The organism is Rheinheimera sp. MM224 (assembly GCF_947090785.1).
Classification (GTDB): domain Bacteria; phylum Pseudomonadota; class Gammaproteobacteria; order Enterobacterales; family Alteromonadaceae; genus Pararheinheimera.
Genome location: NZ_OX352320.1, coordinates 325,077 through 343,742, shown reverse-complemented (window position 1 = coordinate 343,742; position 18,666 = coordinate 325,077). Strand labels below are relative to the sequence as shown.

The 18,666-nt window shown below is 46.6% G+C and carries 16 protein-coding genes; 6 read left to right on the top strand and 10 right to left on the bottom strand.

The genetic code is table 11. The features are described from left to right. Both OM978_RS01670 and gmhB read left to right on the top strand, forming a co-directional pair. A complete protein-coding gene (locus tag OM978_RS01670; protein ID WP_264344993.1) occupies nucleotides 1-1,065 on the top strand; it encodes a glycosyltransferase family 9 protein in 1,065 nt (354 codons plus the stop codon). Beyond that, nucleotides 1,062-1,613, top strand: coding sequence for a D-glycero-beta-D-manno-heptose 1,7-bisphosphate 7-phosphatase (gmhB, locus tag OM978_RS01665; RefSeq protein ID WP_264344991.1), 552 nt, complete (start codon nucleotides 1,062-1,064; stop codon nucleotides 1,611-1,613). Before OM978_RS01670 ends, gmhB begins: the two co-directional genes overlap by 4 nt. Here gmhB and OM978_RS01660 read toward each other — a convergent pair. The 8 genes from OM978_RS01660 to prlC form a co-directional block, all read right to left on the bottom strand. Then, entirely contained in the window at nucleotides 1,610-2,083 is a 474-nt protein-coding gene (locus tag OM978_RS01660) for a peroxiredoxin (protein ID WP_264344989.1), read from the bottom strand. The genes gmhB and OM978_RS01660 overlap by 4 nt on opposite strands. 34 nt (nucleotides 2,084-2,117) lie before the next feature. Then, complete coding sequence (locus tag OM978_RS01655) at nucleotides 2,118-2,873, bottom strand: class I SAM-dependent methyltransferase (protein ID WP_264344987.1); 756 nt, start codon at nucleotides 2,871-2,873, stop codon at nucleotides 2,118-2,120. 78 nt (nucleotides 2,874-2,951) lie between these two features. Further along, nucleotides 2,952-6,506, bottom strand: coding sequence for an ABC transporter permease/M1 family aminopeptidase (locus OM978_RS01650; RefSeq protein ID WP_264344985.1), 3,555 nt, complete (start codon nucleotides 6,504-6,506; stop codon nucleotides 2,952-2,954). Between the two features lie 8 nt (nucleotides 6,507-6,514). Further along, on the bottom strand, nucleotides 6,515-7,399 hold the full coding sequence (locus tag OM978_RS01645) for an ABC transporter ATP-binding protein (protein WP_233011081.1): 885 nt from the start codon (nucleotides 7,397-7,399) through the stop codon (nucleotides 6,515-6,517). A 138-nt stretch (nucleotides 7,400-7,537) separates the two neighbouring features. Next, on the bottom strand, nucleotides 7,538-8,239 hold the full coding sequence (locus tag OM978_RS01640) for a DNA-3-methyladenine glycosylase I (protein ID WP_264344981.1): 702 nt from the start codon (nucleotides 8,237-8,239) through the stop codon (nucleotides 7,538-7,540). A gap of 16 nt (nucleotides 8,240-8,255) precedes the next feature. Further along, on the bottom strand, nucleotides 8,256-8,705 hold the full coding sequence (locus tag OM978_RS01635) for a hypothetical protein (RefSeq protein ID WP_264344979.1): 450 nt from the start codon (nucleotides 8,703-8,705) through the stop codon (nucleotides 8,256-8,258). Between the two features lie 20 nt (nucleotides 8,706-8,725). After that, nucleotides 8,726-8,953: a hypothetical protein gene (locus OM978_RS01630; protein WP_264344977.1), complete on the bottom strand. Its 228-nt coding sequence runs from the start codon at nucleotides 8,951-8,953 to the stop codon at nucleotides 8,726-8,728. A 74-nt stretch (nucleotides 8,954-9,027) separates the two neighbouring features. After that, a complete protein-coding gene (gene prlC / locus OM978_RS01625) occupies nucleotides 9,028-11,049 on the bottom strand; it encodes an oligopeptidase A (protein ID WP_264344975.1) in 2,022 nt (673 codons plus the stop codon). 202 nt (nucleotides 11,050-11,251) lie between these two features. Between prlC and gorA the strand changes: the two genes are divergently transcribed. Further along, nucleotides 11,252-12,601 carry a glutathione-disulfide reductase gene (gene gorA, locus OM978_RS01620; RefSeq protein WP_264344973.1) on the top strand — a complete coding sequence of 450 codons (1,350 nt, stop codon included), beginning with the start codon at nucleotides 11,252-11,254 and terminating at the stop codon, nucleotides 12,599-12,601. 11 nt (nucleotides 12,602-12,612) lie between these two features. Here the strand turns inward: gorA and OM978_RS01615 are convergent, their stop codons facing one another. Then, complete coding sequence (locus OM978_RS01615) at nucleotides 12,613-14,031, bottom strand: PLP-dependent aminotransferase family protein (RefSeq protein ID WP_264344971.1); 1,419 nt, start codon at nucleotides 14,029-14,031, stop codon at nucleotides 12,613-12,615. 130 nt (nucleotides 14,032-14,161) lie between these two features. Here OM978_RS01615 and OM978_RS01610 point away from each other — a divergent pair, with 130 nt between their 5' ends. Both OM978_RS01610 and OM978_RS01605 read left to right on the top strand, forming a co-directional pair. After that, nucleotides 14,162-14,941, top strand: a complete 780-nt coding sequence (locus OM978_RS01610) for an aldolase (RefSeq protein ID WP_264344969.1) — start codon at nucleotides 14,162-14,164, stop codon at nucleotides 14,939-14,941. A 10-nt stretch (nucleotides 14,942-14,951) separates the two neighbouring features. Next, on the top strand, nucleotides 14,952-15,827 hold the full coding sequence (locus tag OM978_RS01605) for a dihydrodipicolinate synthase family protein (RefSeq protein WP_264344967.1): 876 nt from the start codon (nucleotides 14,952-14,954) through the stop codon (nucleotides 15,825-15,827). Between the two features lie 55 nt (nucleotides 15,828-15,882). Here the strand turns inward: OM978_RS01605 and OM978_RS01600 are convergent, their stop codons facing one another. Then, nucleotides 15,883-17,307 (bottom strand): mannose-1-phosphate guanylyltransferase/mannose-6-phosphate isomerase, encoded by a 1,425-nt coding sequence (locus OM978_RS01600; RefSeq protein WP_264344965.1) that lies wholly within the window; start codon nucleotides 17,305-17,307, stop codon nucleotides 15,883-15,885. A 385-nt stretch (nucleotides 17,308-17,692) separates the two neighbouring features. Here OM978_RS01600 and OM978_RS01595 point away from each other — a divergent pair, with 385 nt between their 5' ends. Continuing rightward, nucleotides 17,693-18,613 carry a DUF6492 family protein gene (locus tag OM978_RS01595; protein ID WP_264344963.1) on the top strand — a complete coding sequence of 307 codons (921 nt, stop codon included), beginning with the start codon at nucleotides 17,693-17,695 and terminating at the stop codon, nucleotides 18,611-18,613. Nucleotides 18,614-18,666 lie beyond the last annotated feature (53 nt).

The window sequence follows — 18,666 nt, the reverse complement described above, 5'->3', positions numbered from 1 at the left end:
TTGTCAGTGCCACAGTTAAAGTCCATTTGTATTCTGCGTTTATCCGCTATTGGTGATGTCTGCAACGCAGTGTCTGTGGTGCAATCTATTCAGCGTCAGCATCCACAAGCGCAAATCACCTGGATCATCGGCAAAATCGAAGCCCGTTTGCTGGAAGGTTTGCCTGGTGTACGTTTTGTGGTTTTTGATAAAAAGCTGGGTAAAGCCGCCTATAGCCAGCTAAATCAGGATCTAAAAAACGACTATTTTGATGTGCTGCTGCATATGCAGGTGGCCTTTCGCGCTAATGTCGCTTCACTTTGTATCAAGGCCCGCAAAAAGATTGGTTTCGACTGGCATACCGCCAAAGAGTTACATGCGCTTTTTATGCGTCACCGTATCGAGCCTGCACCACGCAGCCATGTGCTGGATGGGTTTCGCCAGTTTGCCAAAGCTATTGGTGTATCAGAGCAAGAACTGGGTCAGACGCCTTCCTGGCAACTGCCTATTCCTGAAGCCGATGAGTTATGGGCTAAAGAACAACTTGCAGCTATTGGCAATACTCGTGTTCTTATCATCAGCCCAGCCGCTTCTAAAGCTGAACGCAACTGGTTACCGGAGCGTTATGCGGCTTTGGCCGATTATGCCCATACCAAGGGCTTTGCAGTGATCTTATGTGGTGGCCCGACAGAGCTGGAACGGAATTTAAGCCAGGCTATTTTGGCATCGGCACAGCATCCCATCACAGACCTGACCGGCAAAACCAATTTAAAACAGCTGCTGGCGTTGTTAAAACACGCAAGTCTAGTCTTAGCGCCAGATACAGGCCCCACTCATATGGCGATAGCTGTTGGCACTCCGGTTATTGGTTTGTATGGCCACAGTAATCCGGATCGCACAGGCCCTTATTTATTCCGTCAGTATGTGGTCGAGGTCTATCACCAATCTTTATTGGCGCAACAAGGCAAAACGGCTGCTGAATTAAAATGGGGCACCCGCGTCAAAGGCAGCGATATTATGCAAAAAATTGCTGTAGAGGCTGTAACCGCTATGTTCGATAAAGTAGTGGCAGAACAGCAACTATGAAAAAGATGCAAAAAGCCGCGTTTCTGGACAGAGATGGTGTGATTAACGTCGATCACGGTTATGTCAGCAGCCCCCACCAATTCGAGTTTATCGACGGTGTCTTTGACGCTTGTCGTCATTTGCAGCAACAGGGTTATTTACTGATAGTGGTCACTAACCAATCCGGTATAGGCCGCGGTTATTATAACGAGCAGCAATTTCATGTATTAACTGACTGGATGAAAGCTCAGTTTGAGTCGCACGGCGTTACTCTGACCGATGTATTTTTTTGCCCACATCATCCGGTTACTGCCAATCCGCCTTATCAAATCGACTGCGATTGCCGTAAACCGGCCCCTGGTATGTTATTGCAGGCCATAAACAAGTATCAGATTGACCCAAACCAAAGCCTGATGTTGGGTGATAAAAAAGCCGATATGCAGGCAGCAAAAGCTGCAGGTGTAGCCCGTAAAGTGTTGGTGTTATCAGGCCAGACATTAACAGCTGAAGACCAAGCCAGCGCCGATGAAGTCTGGCCGTCGATTAAAGCTGCATTAGAGCTGGCTTAAACCAGCTCTAACATCACTTCAGCTTTACTGACTTCAAACTGTTTAGGTTCTTCGACATTCAGCGCTGTTACTACACAATCATCGACCACCATAGCGTAGCGTTTGGAACGCACACCACCAAAATCACCGGTATCTGCATCCAGGCCAATAGCTTTGGCAAACTTGCCAGCACCATCTGCTAAAAATACGATATCAGTGGCGTTATGGGCTTTTCCCCAGGCGTCCATCACATAAGCATCATTAACCGATGTGCAAATAATACGATCGACGCCTTTATCAAAAAACTGTTGGGCCAGTTCAATAAAACCTGGTAAATGGGCCGCGCTGCAGGTTGGAGTAAAAGCGCCTGGCACTGCAAATAACACCACTTTTTCGCCTTTAAATACTTCAGCCGTGGTCAGGTTGACAGGACCATTGTCAGTTAAACGTGCAAAGGTTACTTCGGGTAAGGTATCGCCAATTTTGATCATAAATTTATCCCTTTTAATCCAGCTAATTCAGTTATTAGAGAGCTGCTTTGACATAAACATCAAATCTGTTGTTTTTGCCTTCGATTTGCATACTGGGTTTTTGTCCCGCTAAAAACTCTGCATAACCAGGCCGTTTCACTACCACTCTTTTGCTGGCCAGTTGCCAGGCCAGCGGAAACAACGCATCGGCATCCTCATCCGTGCCTACCACCTGATGAAAAGCCTGCATTTCTTTTTTCACCAAAGCCGACTTCTCACGAGCCGGAAACATTGGATCTAAATAGACTACGTCCGGTGAAGGCAATTGAGTTAACGCCTGCTGCGATGGTGCAAACACCAGTTGCATACGTTCAGGCAGCCAATGAGCTAATTCTGGATCAAGTGTGGCCCGACGTAAACCATCAGCCAACAAAGCAGCGACTGCTGGCTGGCGCTCCACTAAGGTCACTTTGGCACCAAGGCTTGCCAGCACTAAGGCATCCCGACCTAAACCTGCAGTTGCGTCCACTACTGTTAAACCCGGCTTTTTAGTTAAACCCACAGCTTTGGCTATGGCTTCACTTTTACCACCACCAAATTTACGTCTGTAAGTGGCGGCGCCGCTGGCGAAGTCGACCAGTATATCGCCTTGTTTATTTAACTCTGTGTTGCGTAACACCAAAGCCTCCCCTGTCCAGCATAAATACCAGCCTTCAGGAGATTCTGTGGCCGATAAGCCATAGTTCTGTTGCAGGCTAACTGCAAGATCGGGCGGGAAATCAGGAGATGCAAAAAAACAGGTGCCTGGCATAAGCTCTTAATTCGGGTCAGTTTCAATTAAATTCAGAATTTAATTTTACTCTGACCCGAATTAAAGATCTGCTCTATTTTACAACTTGCGGATGTTATCTGCGCCGTCGCGGTCTATCAGGCGGACAAAAGGATCCACACCAACATAAAGTGGCTTCTTATCCAGCACCAGCTCAATGCTGTTTTCACCTGTCACCAACTGATGCTTCTTCAGATAAATCACGCCACTTTCACCACTGGTTTGGTCCGGGTCGACACTAAATACACCTATGTCGATTTGCTCAGCCAAAGCTTGGGTGGTTTCAGTGCCTTTTTCATCAGCCACTAACTTGTCGGCATGCAGAATCACATTCAGCTGAAACTTACCATCGGCCAGTTCAGTGACTTTGGCGTCCTTCACCCGCAAATCGTACAAAGTGATGTTGTTAAATAAATCGTCAATAAAGGCCTTTTCTTCCGCTGCTGTGTTCTGGCTTAAGTAACTGACCAAATCCAAAGTGGTTGGGAAAGGGTCATTACGGTAACGATAGCGTTCGTTAAAGGCTTTTAAATTGGCATTTAAGCGATCTTCACCTAAACGGTCTTTAATCGCCATCATCACCACAGAACCTTTTTGGTAATGGATGTAACCCTGGCCTTCTGAGCGCAGTAAAGGCTGTTCGCCTAATCGTTCGCTAGAACGACCTTGCAGGTATCGGTCTAACTCATACTTCAGGAATTTACGGATTTTGTCAGCGCCGTATTTTTTCTCCATCACCATCAAAGCTGAATACTGTGACAAACTTTCTGAAATCACCGCACTGCCCTGCACATTAGCTGCGCCCACCTGATGACCCCACCATTGGTGTGCTACTTCGTGAGCTGTGACGTAATACACAGGATCAATATTTTCCGGATCACGCAGGTCGGTAATAAAACCGATTTGTTCAGAATAAGGCACTGTATTAGCGAAACTCTGGGCAAAACTGCGATAGCCAGGGAACTCGATAATACGCAGCTGTTTATGCTGGTAAGGACCAAATGCAGCGGTGAAGTAGTCAATGGAGTCTTTCACCGATTCCACCATACGCTCGACGTTCCATGGATGGCCTTTATGGTAATAGACTTCAATAGCCACACCATTGTGTTCAGCTTTTTTCACTTCATAACGGCCTGAACTGATGGAATAGAAATTCACCATAGGCTGATCCATTTTGTAGCTGAAGTAATTACGGCCATCCTGTTGCCATTGTTTTTGCAGATAACCAGGCGTTAACGCCACCTGATCGGCTTCAGTGGATATAGTGGCTTCAAACTGAATAAAGTCGCCATCAGGGCCAAAGAAGTTCTGCGTATAAAACTTAGAGTCTTCCAGCTTATTGGCGCGCTCATTTGGTTCTAAATCACGTTTTATGCGCTCGTGTCTGTCCTGCAGCTCATAACGCTCCTGATAACCAAAACTTGGCAACAACTCCCAGTTATTGATAAAGGTACCGTTTTCAACCACTGACGAGTCAAAACCTGTTTCACGCAGCCCTTTGGATTCACGGGTCAGTTCTATCACACCTGATATAGTGCCACCCGGTGCTACCGGAGTGCTAAAGGTTAACCATGAAGTACGGAATTTAGCGTCCCGCTCACCCAGGCTTGCACCATCAATAGTCACTAACATTTGCTGGGTATTCTCAGGCCAGTTCACCAGTAGTTTTTCAACAGGCAACTGCGATTTGTTTTGCCACTGGATCTGCATACGGGCCACAACTTTCTGCTGTGAAGGGAACAGGTCAATCTGAGCCTTCACTGCAGTGGTCACTAACAAAGGCATGGCGGCGTACTGAATATATTCTTTCTCATACTCAGCCTGTAAATCTGTGGTTTCTTCAGTGGTTATGTAGTTATTCAGCACTATGGTCTGCTGGTAAATAAAAGCACCAGTTCCTACAGCCACTAAAGCAGACACAGCAATTACGGCTTTGCCGGTTTTACCTAAGTGATAACCCAGTTTACTCCAGCGTACTTTCAGACTTTGCAGCGGACCTCTGTGGTACAAACCATACCCCAGCACAAATAATACTGTGCTGATTGCGCCCCAATACAACATATACACCGAGTGAGTGCTTAAGCTGTTAGCGTACTGATTTAAATCAGAAAAACCTATAGAAGGTGAATTACTGAAGTTATATAAGCTATGGCCTAAACCCCAGGACGCCATCACTAAAGTACTTAAGAAGTAACCGACAAATAGCCCCATACCAACAAATTTATTCGGGCTTAACACCTGCAGGAAAAACGCCAATACAGCACTCATCATAAAAGGCAGCAGGAAGAAAAAGCCTAAGCGGATCATGTATTGCACCAGCTCAAAGTCTTCAATCCCCTTGATCAACTGGTAACCCATCGTGGTTAAGATACCAAGCACAATCAAAGTAGCCATCACCAGCGCCATGGCCAGTAACTTAGTAGTCCAGAAGGTTAAGTTTGGTACTGGCATGGTATCGATAATATCGCCCATGCCTGAATTGCGTTCACGCCACACCACTTCAGCGCTGTAATACACAATGACAATAATCATCAGCAAACTGACTGAGCCAATGATATGCCCTACCATAGTCTGAGTCAGAGGCCAGTTCGAAGTGCCGTACCAGCCAAAGTCCGCAAAAAGCGGGCCTATCAGTTGAGCGACTGTAATTAACCCCAAAATAATAAAAGGTGCAGTCAATAAAACTTGTTTTACTTCAAACTTCAACCTAAGCCAAAAAGCAGGCGAAAGCGCAGTGGAAGATGCTTTTTTCTGCAAAGTGTCCAGCGACAGTTCTGGCTGTTGCAGTTCAGTTTTTTTGGATTTTTTGCTGTCTTTTCGGTCCAGCGAAGGCAATTTAAATAAACCGGAAAACGCCAGTAAGACGATAGCAACACCTAGCCATAACAAGCGGTTTTGCAATAACACGCCTTCAAAACCAATCAGCAGAGTGTTTTTTTCCTGAATAGTCCAGTAGCGGGTGACGTCAAAAAAGGTGCGTAAACCAAAAGGATCTAACAAGGCCGCCCAAACCCGGTATTCAGGTAAACGCGCTACAGAACCTGAGACTATATAAAGTACCAGCAGCACCACAGCAATCAGATACAAAGCCATCATGGAGCGGAAACGTGCAGCGATAGCATAAAACAATGCGGAAATGATAAAGAAGCTCGGAACAGACAACACCAGATAGTTATAGACATAAACCCAGAGGTCGGTGGGACCAAAACGGCTGGCATCAACCCATGGCATAAAACTCGCCAACAACATACCCAAAGGTACAGCGATATAGACCAATAACACCACCAGATAACTGCCAAAAAAGCGGCCAAACTGGTAAGCAAAAGCTGATAACGGCTTGCTGTAAATCAGCTCTTCCATCTGATGCTGCTGATTACGTACTGCACTGCTGCCGACAAAGTTCACCACCAGAAACATCGCAAATAAGCTTAAGGTGATCAGAGTTTGACCTATGGCATAAGGGCCATTTTTAAACACCTCTCCACCACCGCCAATTGTGACATTGTCAGAGGCAACAGATAAAAAGCTGATTAAAAACAGTAACAAACTAACGACATAAAAAGACGGCTGACGCAGATAATAGCGCAGCTCAAAGCGGGTCATTAAACCAAACATAACCACTCCTAAGCCGCAGCTTGTGCTGAGCGATGATTGGATAAACAGGAGAAGTACACATCTTCCAGTCCGGCTGCTGTTGCTACAAAACCTTCAGGTGCTTGATCTGCAAACACATTCAACACAGTGCGGCCAGCAAACAGGCGTTTGGAGATCACAGGCAAGACTTTCTCCAGTTCAGCCGCTTCTTGTTGTGACACAGTTTTAGTCCAGATTTGACCACCAACCTGCTGAATCAAATCCAGTGGATTACCCTGTAATAAAATCTGTCCCCCCGCCAATACCGCCATCGCAGGGCACAGCTCTGCCACGTCATCGACTATGTGAGTGGATAATATAATGACTTTTTCTTCACCCAGACTAACCAGCAAGTTATGAAATCTGTTGCGCTCTTCCGGATCCAAACCTGCAGTAGGTTCGTCGACAATCAATAAATCCGGGTTACCCAACAGAGCCTGAGCTATACCAAAACGCTGGCGCATACCGCCGGAGAAACCACTAACGGCTTTGTCTTTATGCTGAAATAAGTTGGTATGGGCCAATAAACCTTCGACCAGTTCTTTGCGCTCTTTTTTCTGTGTAAAACCTTTAAGCACAGCCAGATGATCCAATAAATCAAAAGCACTGATACGTGGATAAACACTGAAATCCTGTGGCAGATAACCCAGAGTTTTGCGAAGCGCCTGTGGGTCTTTTAATACATCAATGCCATTAAACACAATGCTGCCGCTGTCAGGCTGTTGCAAGGTGGCGATAGTGCGCATTAACGAAGATTTACCGGCACCATTAGGACCTAATAGGCCAAACATACCTTTGCTGATGGATAAATTGACGTTATTCAACGCTTTGACGCCATTGTCGTAAGTTTTGGTCAGGCCTTTAATTTCCAGCATAGGGATCTCCTTGTTATGGTAATGAATACATTAAACTAACATGGAGCTTGTTGAGTAGTAACTAATCAATGAGTTACAGGTGACGTGAAGTTGTAACAAGTTATTAAAGGGTCAGAGCCTTGGCTCTGACCGCTAAGCCTAAGTCCGAAGCCCCACGTAGTTGTCACCACAACTAAAGGCCACTACTTTGCTTATTTCCTGCAGACTTAAACCAGATTCCTGTTGCCACAGGTTAAATTGTTGCTGAATGGCTTTCTGGTTTTTCTGACTGGTTAAGCCACCTTCGACTACACCAAAGTTACGCAGATAAGCCTCTAAATCCTGACTGATAATAAAGGTATCTTTACCCAGCACACGTAAAGCATAAGCACCTGTGTTACCGCCTAACCTACTGCCGTGTTTTTTCAGATAACCCCACAAGCCAATGATATCTTCACCAGACCACTGGGCTAAGAAGGCGCCAAAACTGCCATATTTGTCAGCTACTTGCTGGATCATCAAGGCGTTATCGCGTATCGCAAATACTTTAGTAGCGTTGCGGATAATACGAGGGTCTGTTGCTTTGGCGGCCAGCATTTCATCACTCATCAACAGCATTTTTTCCGGTTCAAAACCAAAAAAAATATCTTCAAAACCCGGCCACTTCTTCTCCACCACAGACCAGACAAAACCAGACTGGAAGATTTTTTTGCTTAATTCACTTAAACACTCAGCATCGGTCAGCTGCTGTAACTGCGCTGCAGTGCGAGGTTTATTTAACAATGACTCTAATGCCGCTTTGCCACCTTTACGTTCGGCAGCGCGTTGATAAATGATGGAAAACTTTTCCGGATAAAGCATAAAATCTGTTGCCCTGTTAAAAACTGTTAGCGCCGCTGAGTCTGCAGCGTCCGCCTGACCACTCTAGCCTGGCCTCTGGTACTACAGCGCAGTTGGAGAGAAGACCGCTTTGTGCTTGCATCTGCTGCTGAAGTTGTTTGTACATAAATGCGTGCTGTTTCAACAGCTTTTCATCCGTTTCACTGATGGAATAAGCCAGATAAGATTCTGGTCCTCCACAGGCTTTTTGCCCCAACGCCAGTAACCGACATTGTTTTGCGGTTTCAGCTTTCGCCTCACCCACCAGCTTGATAATTTTAGCTTTTTCCTGCTGCAATAATTGCCGCCACTGTACCGCAGTTGTTGGTCCAGCAGCAGGAGCAACAAGCGCTGATTTCTGCTGCACCACAGTGACAGGCTCAGCACAAGCCGAAGCAGTGCCAAAAAGTAAAGCTGTGATCAGAATTAACCTATTGTTGTTCATCATCAGTCTGTTGCTCCAGCAAATTACTCTGCATCAACCCCTTTCAACTTGTTCAGTGGCTCCATCAAATCAGGCAAAGTTTTCAGGCATTGCAATAAAGCGTACAAAAATACACCATGATGAGCACCCAATTCAAAGCTTTGAATACTCTGCCAGATTTCATTGCCAGCAGCGACCAACATAGCTGTGGCCACCAGCATATTGACCCAGGGATTTGCTGTCACATCTCTTAAAAACTGTCTGATATTCATAAAGTTACTCTGCGCTCATTAAAGACAGAGTAACTTTAGCCTTTTTACCTAAAACAACAACTGCAAAAGAAAAATTAAGCAGCTATGCCCATATGACGTAATAAGGCGGCATTGGATGGCTCACGACCCCGGAAGGCTTTAAACAGCTCCATAGGTTCTGCACTGCCACCTTTTTCTAAAATGCAGTGCAGGAAATCCTGGCCCACAACAGCATTAAAAATACCTTCTTCTTCAAAGCGGCCAAAGGCATCGGCCGACAATACTTCAGCCCATAAGTAACTGTAATAACCGGCGCCATAACCCCCAGCGAAGATATGACTAAACCCATGCTGGAAGCGGTTAAAACGAGGTGGCACTATGACAGAGACTTGCTGGCGTACGTCATCCAGAATTTGCTGCACACGACCACCCAAAGCCGGGTCGTATTCGGCATGTAAACGGAAGTCAAACAAGGCAAATTCCAGCTGACGCACTAAAAACAACGCCGACTGGAAGTTTTTCGCTGCCAGCATTTTATCCAGCATATCTTGTGGTAAAGCTTCACCTGTCTGGTAATGACCTGAAATTAACGCCAACGCTTCTGGCTGCCAGCACCAGTTTTCTAAAAACTGACTCGGTAATTCCACTGCATCCCATGCCACACCACTAATGCCAGCCACAGCGGAAGCATCCACTTGCGTCAGCATATGGTGTAAACCATGGCCAAATTCATGGAACAAAGTGACTACTTCATCATGAGTAAATAACGCAGGTTTGCCGCCTACAGGTTTATTAAAGTTACAGGTTAAATAGGCCACAGGGTGTTGCAGACTACCATCGGCTTTCCAGCGTCGGCCCTGGCAATCGTCCATCCAGGCACCACCGCGCTTTTTCGCACGAGCGTATAAATCCAGATAAAAACTGCCACGCAGCTCACCTTTGGCGTCGAAAATATCGTAAAAGCTCACATCCGGATGCCAGACATCTACGCCTTCACGTTTTTGTACGCTGATGCCAAACAATTTACCCAACACGCTGAATAAACCCGGCACTACTTTGCTTTCAGGGAAATAAGGCCGCAAAGCTTCGTCAGAAATGGAGTATTTCGCCTGTTTTAACTTTTCTGAGTAATAAGTCACATCCCAGGAGTTTAATTCCTCCACACCAAATTCAGCTTTGACAAAAGCTTTGAGTTCAGCCAGATCCTGCAACGCCTGTGGCTTGGCACGACGGGCTAAATCAGCTAAAAACTCCAGCACCTGAGCCGGGCTTTCGGCCATTTTGGTTGCCAATGATTCTTCTGCAGCGTTATCAAAATCCAGCAGTTGAGCCAGCTCGTGACGCAGCGCTAAGGTTTCTTCAATAATGGCGCTGTTATCAAACTGACCCGCCGTTGGGCCTTGATCAGAGGCTCGGGTGCAATAGGCTTGATACAACTCAGCGCGTAAATCGCGGTTATCGGCATAAGTTAAAATGGCGATGTAGCTTGGGAATTCCAGCGTAAAGACCCAGCCAGATAATTCTTTTTGCGCCGCCGCTTCTGCCGCTGCTAATTTGGCATCTTCAGGTAAACCAGACAGCAGGCTTTCATCTTCAATATGTTTAAACCAGGCTTGAGTGGCATCCAAAGTATTGTTAGAAAAACTCGAGGCTAAGTCGGATGAACGGCTTTGAATTTCACCGTAGCGCTGCTTTTTCTCGTCCGACAAACCAATACCGGACAATTTAAAATCGCGCAAAGCGTTTTGAATTACTTTTTGCTGCGCTGTAGTTAAGCTGGCGTATTCAGCACTTTGCGACAGCTTTAAATAAGCCTGATACAAACCTTCGTGCTGGCCGACATAAGTGCTGAAATCAGATAATAACGGCAGGCAGCTTTCATAAGCTTCACGTAGTTCAGGGCTGTTTTTCACTGAATTTAAATGCGACACAGGCGACCAGAACTTACCGAGCTCATCGCTGTTTTCTTCCAGCGCTACAATCAACGACTGCCAGCTTGGGTTCGGCTCTTTCACCACAGCTTCAATATCAGCGGTACAAAGTTCAATTAACTGCTCTACACGAGCTTTGATTTGGCTTGGCTCTATTTGACTAAATACAGGTAAGGCTTGGGTCATGGTTTATCTCTGTCTGGCCTTTAAAAAAGTGGCGTTTGATTTAACGCTGGGTATAACAGCAGTATTGGGGCTTTTATAGCATTCTCAAGCAATTTACAGCAGCCCTGGGGCAGATTTATGCTCGGTTTTTGTAAAACGCCTTGAGTTCGACCACAATAGCCTCATATTAAAACTCAATAAAACAACAGCAAGGCTGAGCAACATGACTGAACATTTTGACTATATCGCCATAGGTGGCGGCAGCGGCGGTATTGCCAGCGCCAACAGAGCTGCCAGTCATGGCCAGAAATGCGCCATTATCGAAGCTAAATTTTTAGGTGGCACCTGTGTCAACGTAGGTTGTGTGCCGAAAAAAGCCATGTGGTTTGCCGGTCAAATTGCCGATGCATTTAAGTACGCACCGGATTATGGTTTAGATGTTGAAATGCCTGCGTTAAATTGGGCCAAATTAGTAGAAAGCCGCGAAGCTTATATCTCCCGTATTCATGGATCTTACGACAGAGTGCTGGAGAAAAACCGCATCACTTTAATTCGTGGTTTTGCCCGCTTTGTCGATAAAAACACTGTGGAAGTGGATGGTAAGCTGTATAGCGCTGACCATATTACGATAGCCACTGGTGGTCGTCCTGTGCGCCCTGATTTACCGGGAGCAGAACTTGGTATAGACAGCGATGGCTTTTTTGCCTTACAAAGTCAGCCCAAACGGGTTGTTGTGGTAGGTGCTGGATATATAGCTGTAGAAATCGCCGGCGTGATGCAGGCTCTTGGCAGTGACACCCATTTATTGGTGCGTAAAGACAAACCACTGCGCAGCTTCGACCCTATTTTATCCGACACCTTAGTCGAACTGATGGCCAAAGATGGCCCGAAACTACACACCCATACCGAAGTGAGCTCTGTCAGTAAAAACGCCGACGGCTCTTTAACTGTGCAGTTATCTACCGGCAGCAGCCTCACTGTGGATTGTCTGATTTGGGCTATAGGCCGCGAGCCAGCCAATGACAAGCTGCAGCTGGAAAAAGCTGGCGTGAAGCTAGATGCCGAAGGTTTTATTCCTACAGACGAGTATCAGAATACCAATGTGCCAGGCATTTATGCGGTAGGTGATAACACCGGTCGCTTAGCTTTAACGCCGGTCGCAGTGGCAGCCGGACGACGTTTGTCAGAGCGGTTATTTAATAACAAACCAGACAGCAAACTGGATTACAGCACTGTGCCAACTGTAGTGTTTTCGCACCCTCCTATTGGCACTATAGGTTTAACCGAAGACGAAGCCCGTCAGCAATTTGGTGATGGCGAAGTTAAAGTCTATCGCAGCGAATTTGCTGCTATGTACACGGCTTTAACCCAGCATCGTCAGCTGACCCGGATGAAACTGGTGTGCGCTGGCCCTACTGAAAAAGTAGTAGGTTTGCATGTAATAGGTTTTGGCGCAGACGAAATGCTACAGGGTTTTGGTGTGGCCATCAAAATGGGCGCCACCAAAGCCGACTTTGATAACTGTGTGGCTATACATCCGACTTCCTCTGAGGAATTCGTCACCATGAGATAAAACCACTGGGGTCAACTCACAAGAGACAGCAGCCTGGTCAGCGCTGCTGTAGTTTCCTGCTCTGTGAAGGCCCCAAAACCAAACCGGACAGAACAGCTTTGTTTATCAACAAAAAAGTGCGGCTCTGTCGCTAACTCTGCCAGATTAGACTGCTGCTGGGTACCAAACTCCAGCCAGAATGCCAACCCACCTGGTGGAACATGAAAACGTACTCTGTCACCAAACAGGCGTTTAAGCTCACTTACACAGTGATCCCTGCGGATTTTGTAGAGCTTTTTGCATTTGCGAATATGACGTTTCACTTCCCCCGACTCGAGTAATTCAGCTAAAGCCAACTCAGTTAAGGTATTACCCTGACGGTCGATCATTAAAATATGTTGCACTGCTTTTTCGATAAATGCAGCGTTGGCGACCAGATAACCGATCCGCAAACCTGGCGCAAAAACCTTGGATAAAGAACCTATATGCAACACCCGCTCTGCCCCCGGCAAGCTGGCAAGTGGCGGTATAGGTCTGCTGTCAAAGTGAAACTCGTGATCATAATCGTCTTCCACTATATAAAAATCATGCTGGGCCGACAGTTGCAGCAACAGCAAACGCCGCTCCATCACCATAGTGACAGTGGTTGGATAATGATGATGAGGCGTAGTGTAAATAGCCGCTACTTTCCGGCCTGCGATCAGTTGTTGTAAATGTTTGACATCCAGCCCCTGTTGATCCGTTTTGCAGCGCAGTATGGTAAATCCTGCCTCCTCAAAAGCGGCCAATGCCGGTGCATAAGTCAGCTCTTCAAACACCATCACACCATCGGACGGTTTAAGCACCCTGGAAGCCAGATAAATAGCCATCTGACTGCCACGCACAGTGCAAATCTGCGCTGAGCTCAGGTGCAGATAACGTTCCTGTATCAGCATGCGTTGTAAGGCATGACGTAATTCGATAGTGCCCTGCGGGTCGCCATAACCCAGATACTGCTTTCGGCTGGCAGCAATGAGTGCCCTTCGGTACGCCCGCGCCAATAGCTCATAAGGAATAAGACGCGCATCCGGAATACCGTCATTGCCGGATTGCCTTTCTTTGCCTTGAAGGGGCGCAAGCTCCGTATGGTCGAAGTCTGATTTGACTGCCCCCGCAAGCAATTGCTGGTATTGCTCAGACATACGCTGCTCGGGTAGGCGATCTGACACAAAAGTTCCGCGTTTTGCCTGGGTAACCAGCCAGCCCTGCGCAATCAATTCGTCATAGGCTATTTGCACTGTTTTGCGGTTCAGCCCCAACACTGTGGCTAAAGAGCGGGAACCTGGTAACAAAGCTCCGGCTTCCAGTCGGCCCGTTAAGATGTCTTCAATCAGCTTATTCACCAGCCGGGCGTGAATAGTGTCACCAGAGCTGTGCTCCAGCCATAACTGCGTTTGCCAGGGGCGTAACATCCTCACTCTCCACTCTCATCAGGACCACCAATCTGGACCATCACTGATTATAAAACTGGATGTTCTTACTGGTCCAGAATCTATTTAATCTTGGCGGCAGTGAATCGAAGCCCAGACCCGGAGGCAGACCATGATGAAAACAGCACAGTTAGATAAACAGCAGTTGATGTCCACTGCACAACAGCAAATGGATCAGTTACTAAATCAAAGCCAGTTTAACGACAGGCAAAAACTCGCTTTAACCTGCAGAATTTTATATGACCACGGCCATGATGCAGGTTTGGCGGGGCAAATCACAGCCCGCACTGCAGCTGGCAATACCTTTATCACCCAGCGATTTGGCCTGGGTTTTGATGAAATTACCGCGGACAACCTGATAGAAGTCAATCAGGATCTGGAACCTGTCGACCAACAGGCAATGCCAAATCCTGCCAATAGATTCCATACCTGGATTTATCAGCAACACCCTGAAGTGAATTGCATTATTCACACTCACCCCACTCATGTAGCGGCACTTTCTATGCTCAGAGTTCCGCTGATGGTGGCACAAATGGATACCTGCAGTTTATTTGATGACTGCGCCTTTTTAGGTGAGTGGCCTGGCGTTCCTGTAGGGAATGAAGAAGGCATCATTATTTCCAATGCGCTGGGCAACAAAAGAGCCATTTTGCTGGCCCATCACGGTCAGTTGGTCGTCGGGAAAACCATTGAAGAAGCCTGCAACCTTGCACTGATGATTGAACGCGCCGCCCGTTTACAACTGCTGGCCATGGCCGCTGGTCAGGTGCAGCCGTTGCCTGCAGCTTTGGCACAGGAAGCTCATGACTGGTTGTCGACGGATCGTCGCAGCAAAGTCAATTTTGCCTATTACGTCAGAAAGGCACTGAAATCCTACCCTGAATCCATCTGAGGAGTTTAAGATGAAATTAACCGGCATTATTGCTTACCCCATCACCCCTTTTACTGCAGACGGCAGCCAGCCGGATCTGAATAAATTGGCGCAAAGTATCGAGTTATTGCTACAAAACGGTTGCGATGCCATAGCTCCGTTAGGCAGTACAGGCGAAAGTGCTTATCTGAGTTTTGCCGAGTGGCAGAAGGTGGCACAGCACTCAGTGCAGGTTGTCGCGAAGCGTGTTCCTGTGATCATAGGTATTTCTGAGCTGACAACAGAGCAGGCGATAAACAAAGCCCGCTTTGCCGCAGAAATTGGTGCCGATGCCATTATGGTGATCCCGGTTTCCTACTGGAAACTGACAGATGATGAGATTTTTGGCTACTACAAGGCTATTGCCGCTGAAGTCTCTTTACCGGTGATGATTTATAACAATCCGGCCACCAGTGGCGTGGATATGTCACCTGAGCTGATTGTAAAAATGTTCAGAGGCATACCTCAAATCACTATGGTGAAAGAAAGCACAGGTGATATTCAGCGGATGCACAAAATCTACCAGCTTTCCTCTGGCGAACTGCCTTTTTACAATGGCAGCAATCCATTGGCTTTAGAGGCGTTATGTGCCGGAGCCAGCGGTTGGTGTACCGCAGCGCCTAATTTATTGGGTATGTTGCCAAAAGAGTTGTTTAGTCAGGTTCAGGCAGGTGATCTTCAGGCTGCTAAAGACAACTTTTATCGCCAGTTGCCGCTGTTAAGCTTTATTGTGTCCGGTGGACTGCCTAAAACAGTCAAAGCTGGTTTAGCATTAAAAGGTTTTGAAGTGGGCCAGCCCCGCAAGCCTTTAACTGCAGCAAACGAACAGGATCTGGCCACTTTAACGCGTTTATTAAGTCAAATTTAAGGCTATTTATTCAGGTCAGGGAATGCTCTGACCTGAATTGCCTCTGTTGCCTGAACTATTTAGCTTCTACCCTGCCATATCGGTCTGAAAACCGGACTATGTCGTCTTCCCCTAAATAAGTACCGGATTGCACTTCAATCAGCTCCAGCGGGATTTTCCCCGGATTCTCCAGTGCATGTACAGCTCCGAGTGGAATATACACAGACTGGTTTTCTGACAGCATGGTATCCACGCCATCTATGCTGACTAAAGCCGTACCAGCGACCACTATCCAGTGTTCTGCTCTGTGGTGATGCATTTGTACCGACAGTTTTTGGCCAGGATGGACGGTAATATGCTTGACCTGATAACGTTGGCCCTGATCAATGGAGTCATATTTACCCCAGGGTCTGTACACTTCACGGTGAATTTTATGCTCGCTGCGACCCAAATCTTTCAGTTGCTGCACTATGGATTTTACGTCCTGTACTCTGTCTTTGGCCGCCACCAGTACTGCATCTTTGGTTTGCACCACGACGATATTCTGCAGCCCCACAGTGGCTACTAAACCTGTTTCAGCAAACACATAGTTGTCACTGCTGTCACAACTCAGCACATCGCCTTTATGTACATTACCCTGACTGTTTTTTTCAGAAATATCCCACAGGGAAGACCAGCTGCCGACATCGCTCCAGTTTGCGTCTAACGGCACTACTACAGCAGCAGCGGTTTTTTCCATCACAGCGTAGTCAATAGACTCAGACGGACAAGCTAAAAAGGCCTGCTGATTGACACGGATAAAATCCAGATCAGGGTCCACTTCTGCCATGGCTTGCTCGCAAGCCGCATAAATATCGGGTCTGTGTTGTTTCAGCTCTGTCAGATAGCGGCTGGCTTTAAACAAAAACATGCCGCTATTCCAGTAATAATCGCCGCTGCTTAAGTACTCCAAAGCGGATTCCAGCTTTGGTTTTTCAACAAACTGCGCCACCTGATAAGCTTCAGTACCATTTAACTTTTTGCACGATCCCCTTTTGATATAGCCGTAGCCAGTTTCAGCAGCCGTAGGCACAATACCAAAAGTGACTAATTGATCCGCATTGGCAAATTCAGTTGCCGCAACAACGGCCTGCTGAAAAGCATCAACATCAGCAATTACATGATCCGCAGCCAGCACCAGCAACAACGGGTCCTGACCTTTTTTAATCGCAGTTAAGGCAGCGAGCGCAATAGCTGGCGCTGTATTTCGGCCTGCGGGTTCCAATATAATATTATGATTTAACTGTTTTATTTGCCTTAGCTGTTCGGCAGCGACAAATCGGTGGTCTTCGTTACAAATCACCAGCGCAGCTTCAGCATTCAACCCCTGCAACCTCATCACAGTAGCTTGTAACATGGTCAGGTCACCATCGAGCTTTAAAAACTGTTTTGGCATCAAATCGCGGGACAAGGGCCATAATCTGCTACCAGAACCGCCCGCCATAATCACAGGTAAAATCATTATTAATCCTTGTCTAATAGGGTGACCGCTTGTTTTATCTGCTGATAAATACAGTGTAACTACAGATACTACGGTAGCTCACAGAAACTTTTCTGCGTTTTATCTATCCAAACTGGGCTAAATACAGCAAAAAATCACAATAGCGCAACATTTTTGTTTGATACCCATTCGGGGTTACGTATAAAATCGGATCCCGTATATTACACAAACTTAATGTACTGTTCAGTGGCTTTTAGCACCCCTGCGTAACGCGAACTAACGACAGTTACATCAGTTGTGATTCTGATTTTCAGCCTGAATATCAGTTTTCTGCAAGTTGCCATACTGTGATCAGCATTTTTCCAATGGGTTTAGTAAAAACCTGATTATATAACAGGAGTTTAGCATGGCGATTAGTGCAGTTCTGCCATTAAAAGCAAGTGGTAGCTACGACGTCAACGATTTAAAGCGGGCTCATATCTTATTTACCTCATTGCAAACCTTTGTTGCCGAAGGAACCATCTCCGAGATTTTTGTGCTGGTTCCGGCCGCTGAAGTCGAGCTGGTGCAACAGGAATACGCTTGCTGGCAATCATTGAACATTAAAGTGATGGCCGAAGATGATTTATTACCACAATTTAAAAAGTATCCAAAGATGCGGGGCTGGCGCAAACAACAGTTATTGAAAATTGCCATCGCCAATTTAGTCGAAAATGAGTTTTATCTGACCCTTGATGCCGATGTTATTTGCCTGAAACCTTTGGATGAAAGCAAACTTATTATCGATGGCAAAGCTTTACTGCAATACGAACAAAGAGCACAGCACCCTAAATGGTGGAAATCCTCTGCCCGCATTCTGAATATGAGTCCGGATGTAGGTCCAAAAGAATTAGGCATGACAGTGACTCCGGCGCTGATGTCCAGAACCTTAAGCCAAAAGCTGATGCAGGAATTATCGCCCAACAAAGCAGCTGAAAACTGGGTGGATGCTTTGTGTTCACTGCATGATCCGGCGAATCCAAAAAATTGGTGGATAGGTCGTTTCTTAAAACTGAAATGGACTGAATATTCGCTTTATTACCTGTGCGCGATGAAACTGGGTTTGCTGGAGCAGTTCCATGTTATTGCGGGCGCAGCTCAAACTCCGGCTTTGTTACTGATCCATGATTCACATCCTTATGAATCCTGGAATATAGCGGGCAGCTTTGATTTGGCTAACCCCGGGCTGTTTTGTGTGGTGGGCAGTAAAACTCGCTTGCCTCCCAAAGACGTCTGGTTGAAAGTTGCGCCTTTTATTCAGGGTTCAGTTGTACAGCCGCCTTTATAAATACTACAAATAATGTTCCCTGACTGAATCTGCTTGCTATAGTCAAAGCAGAT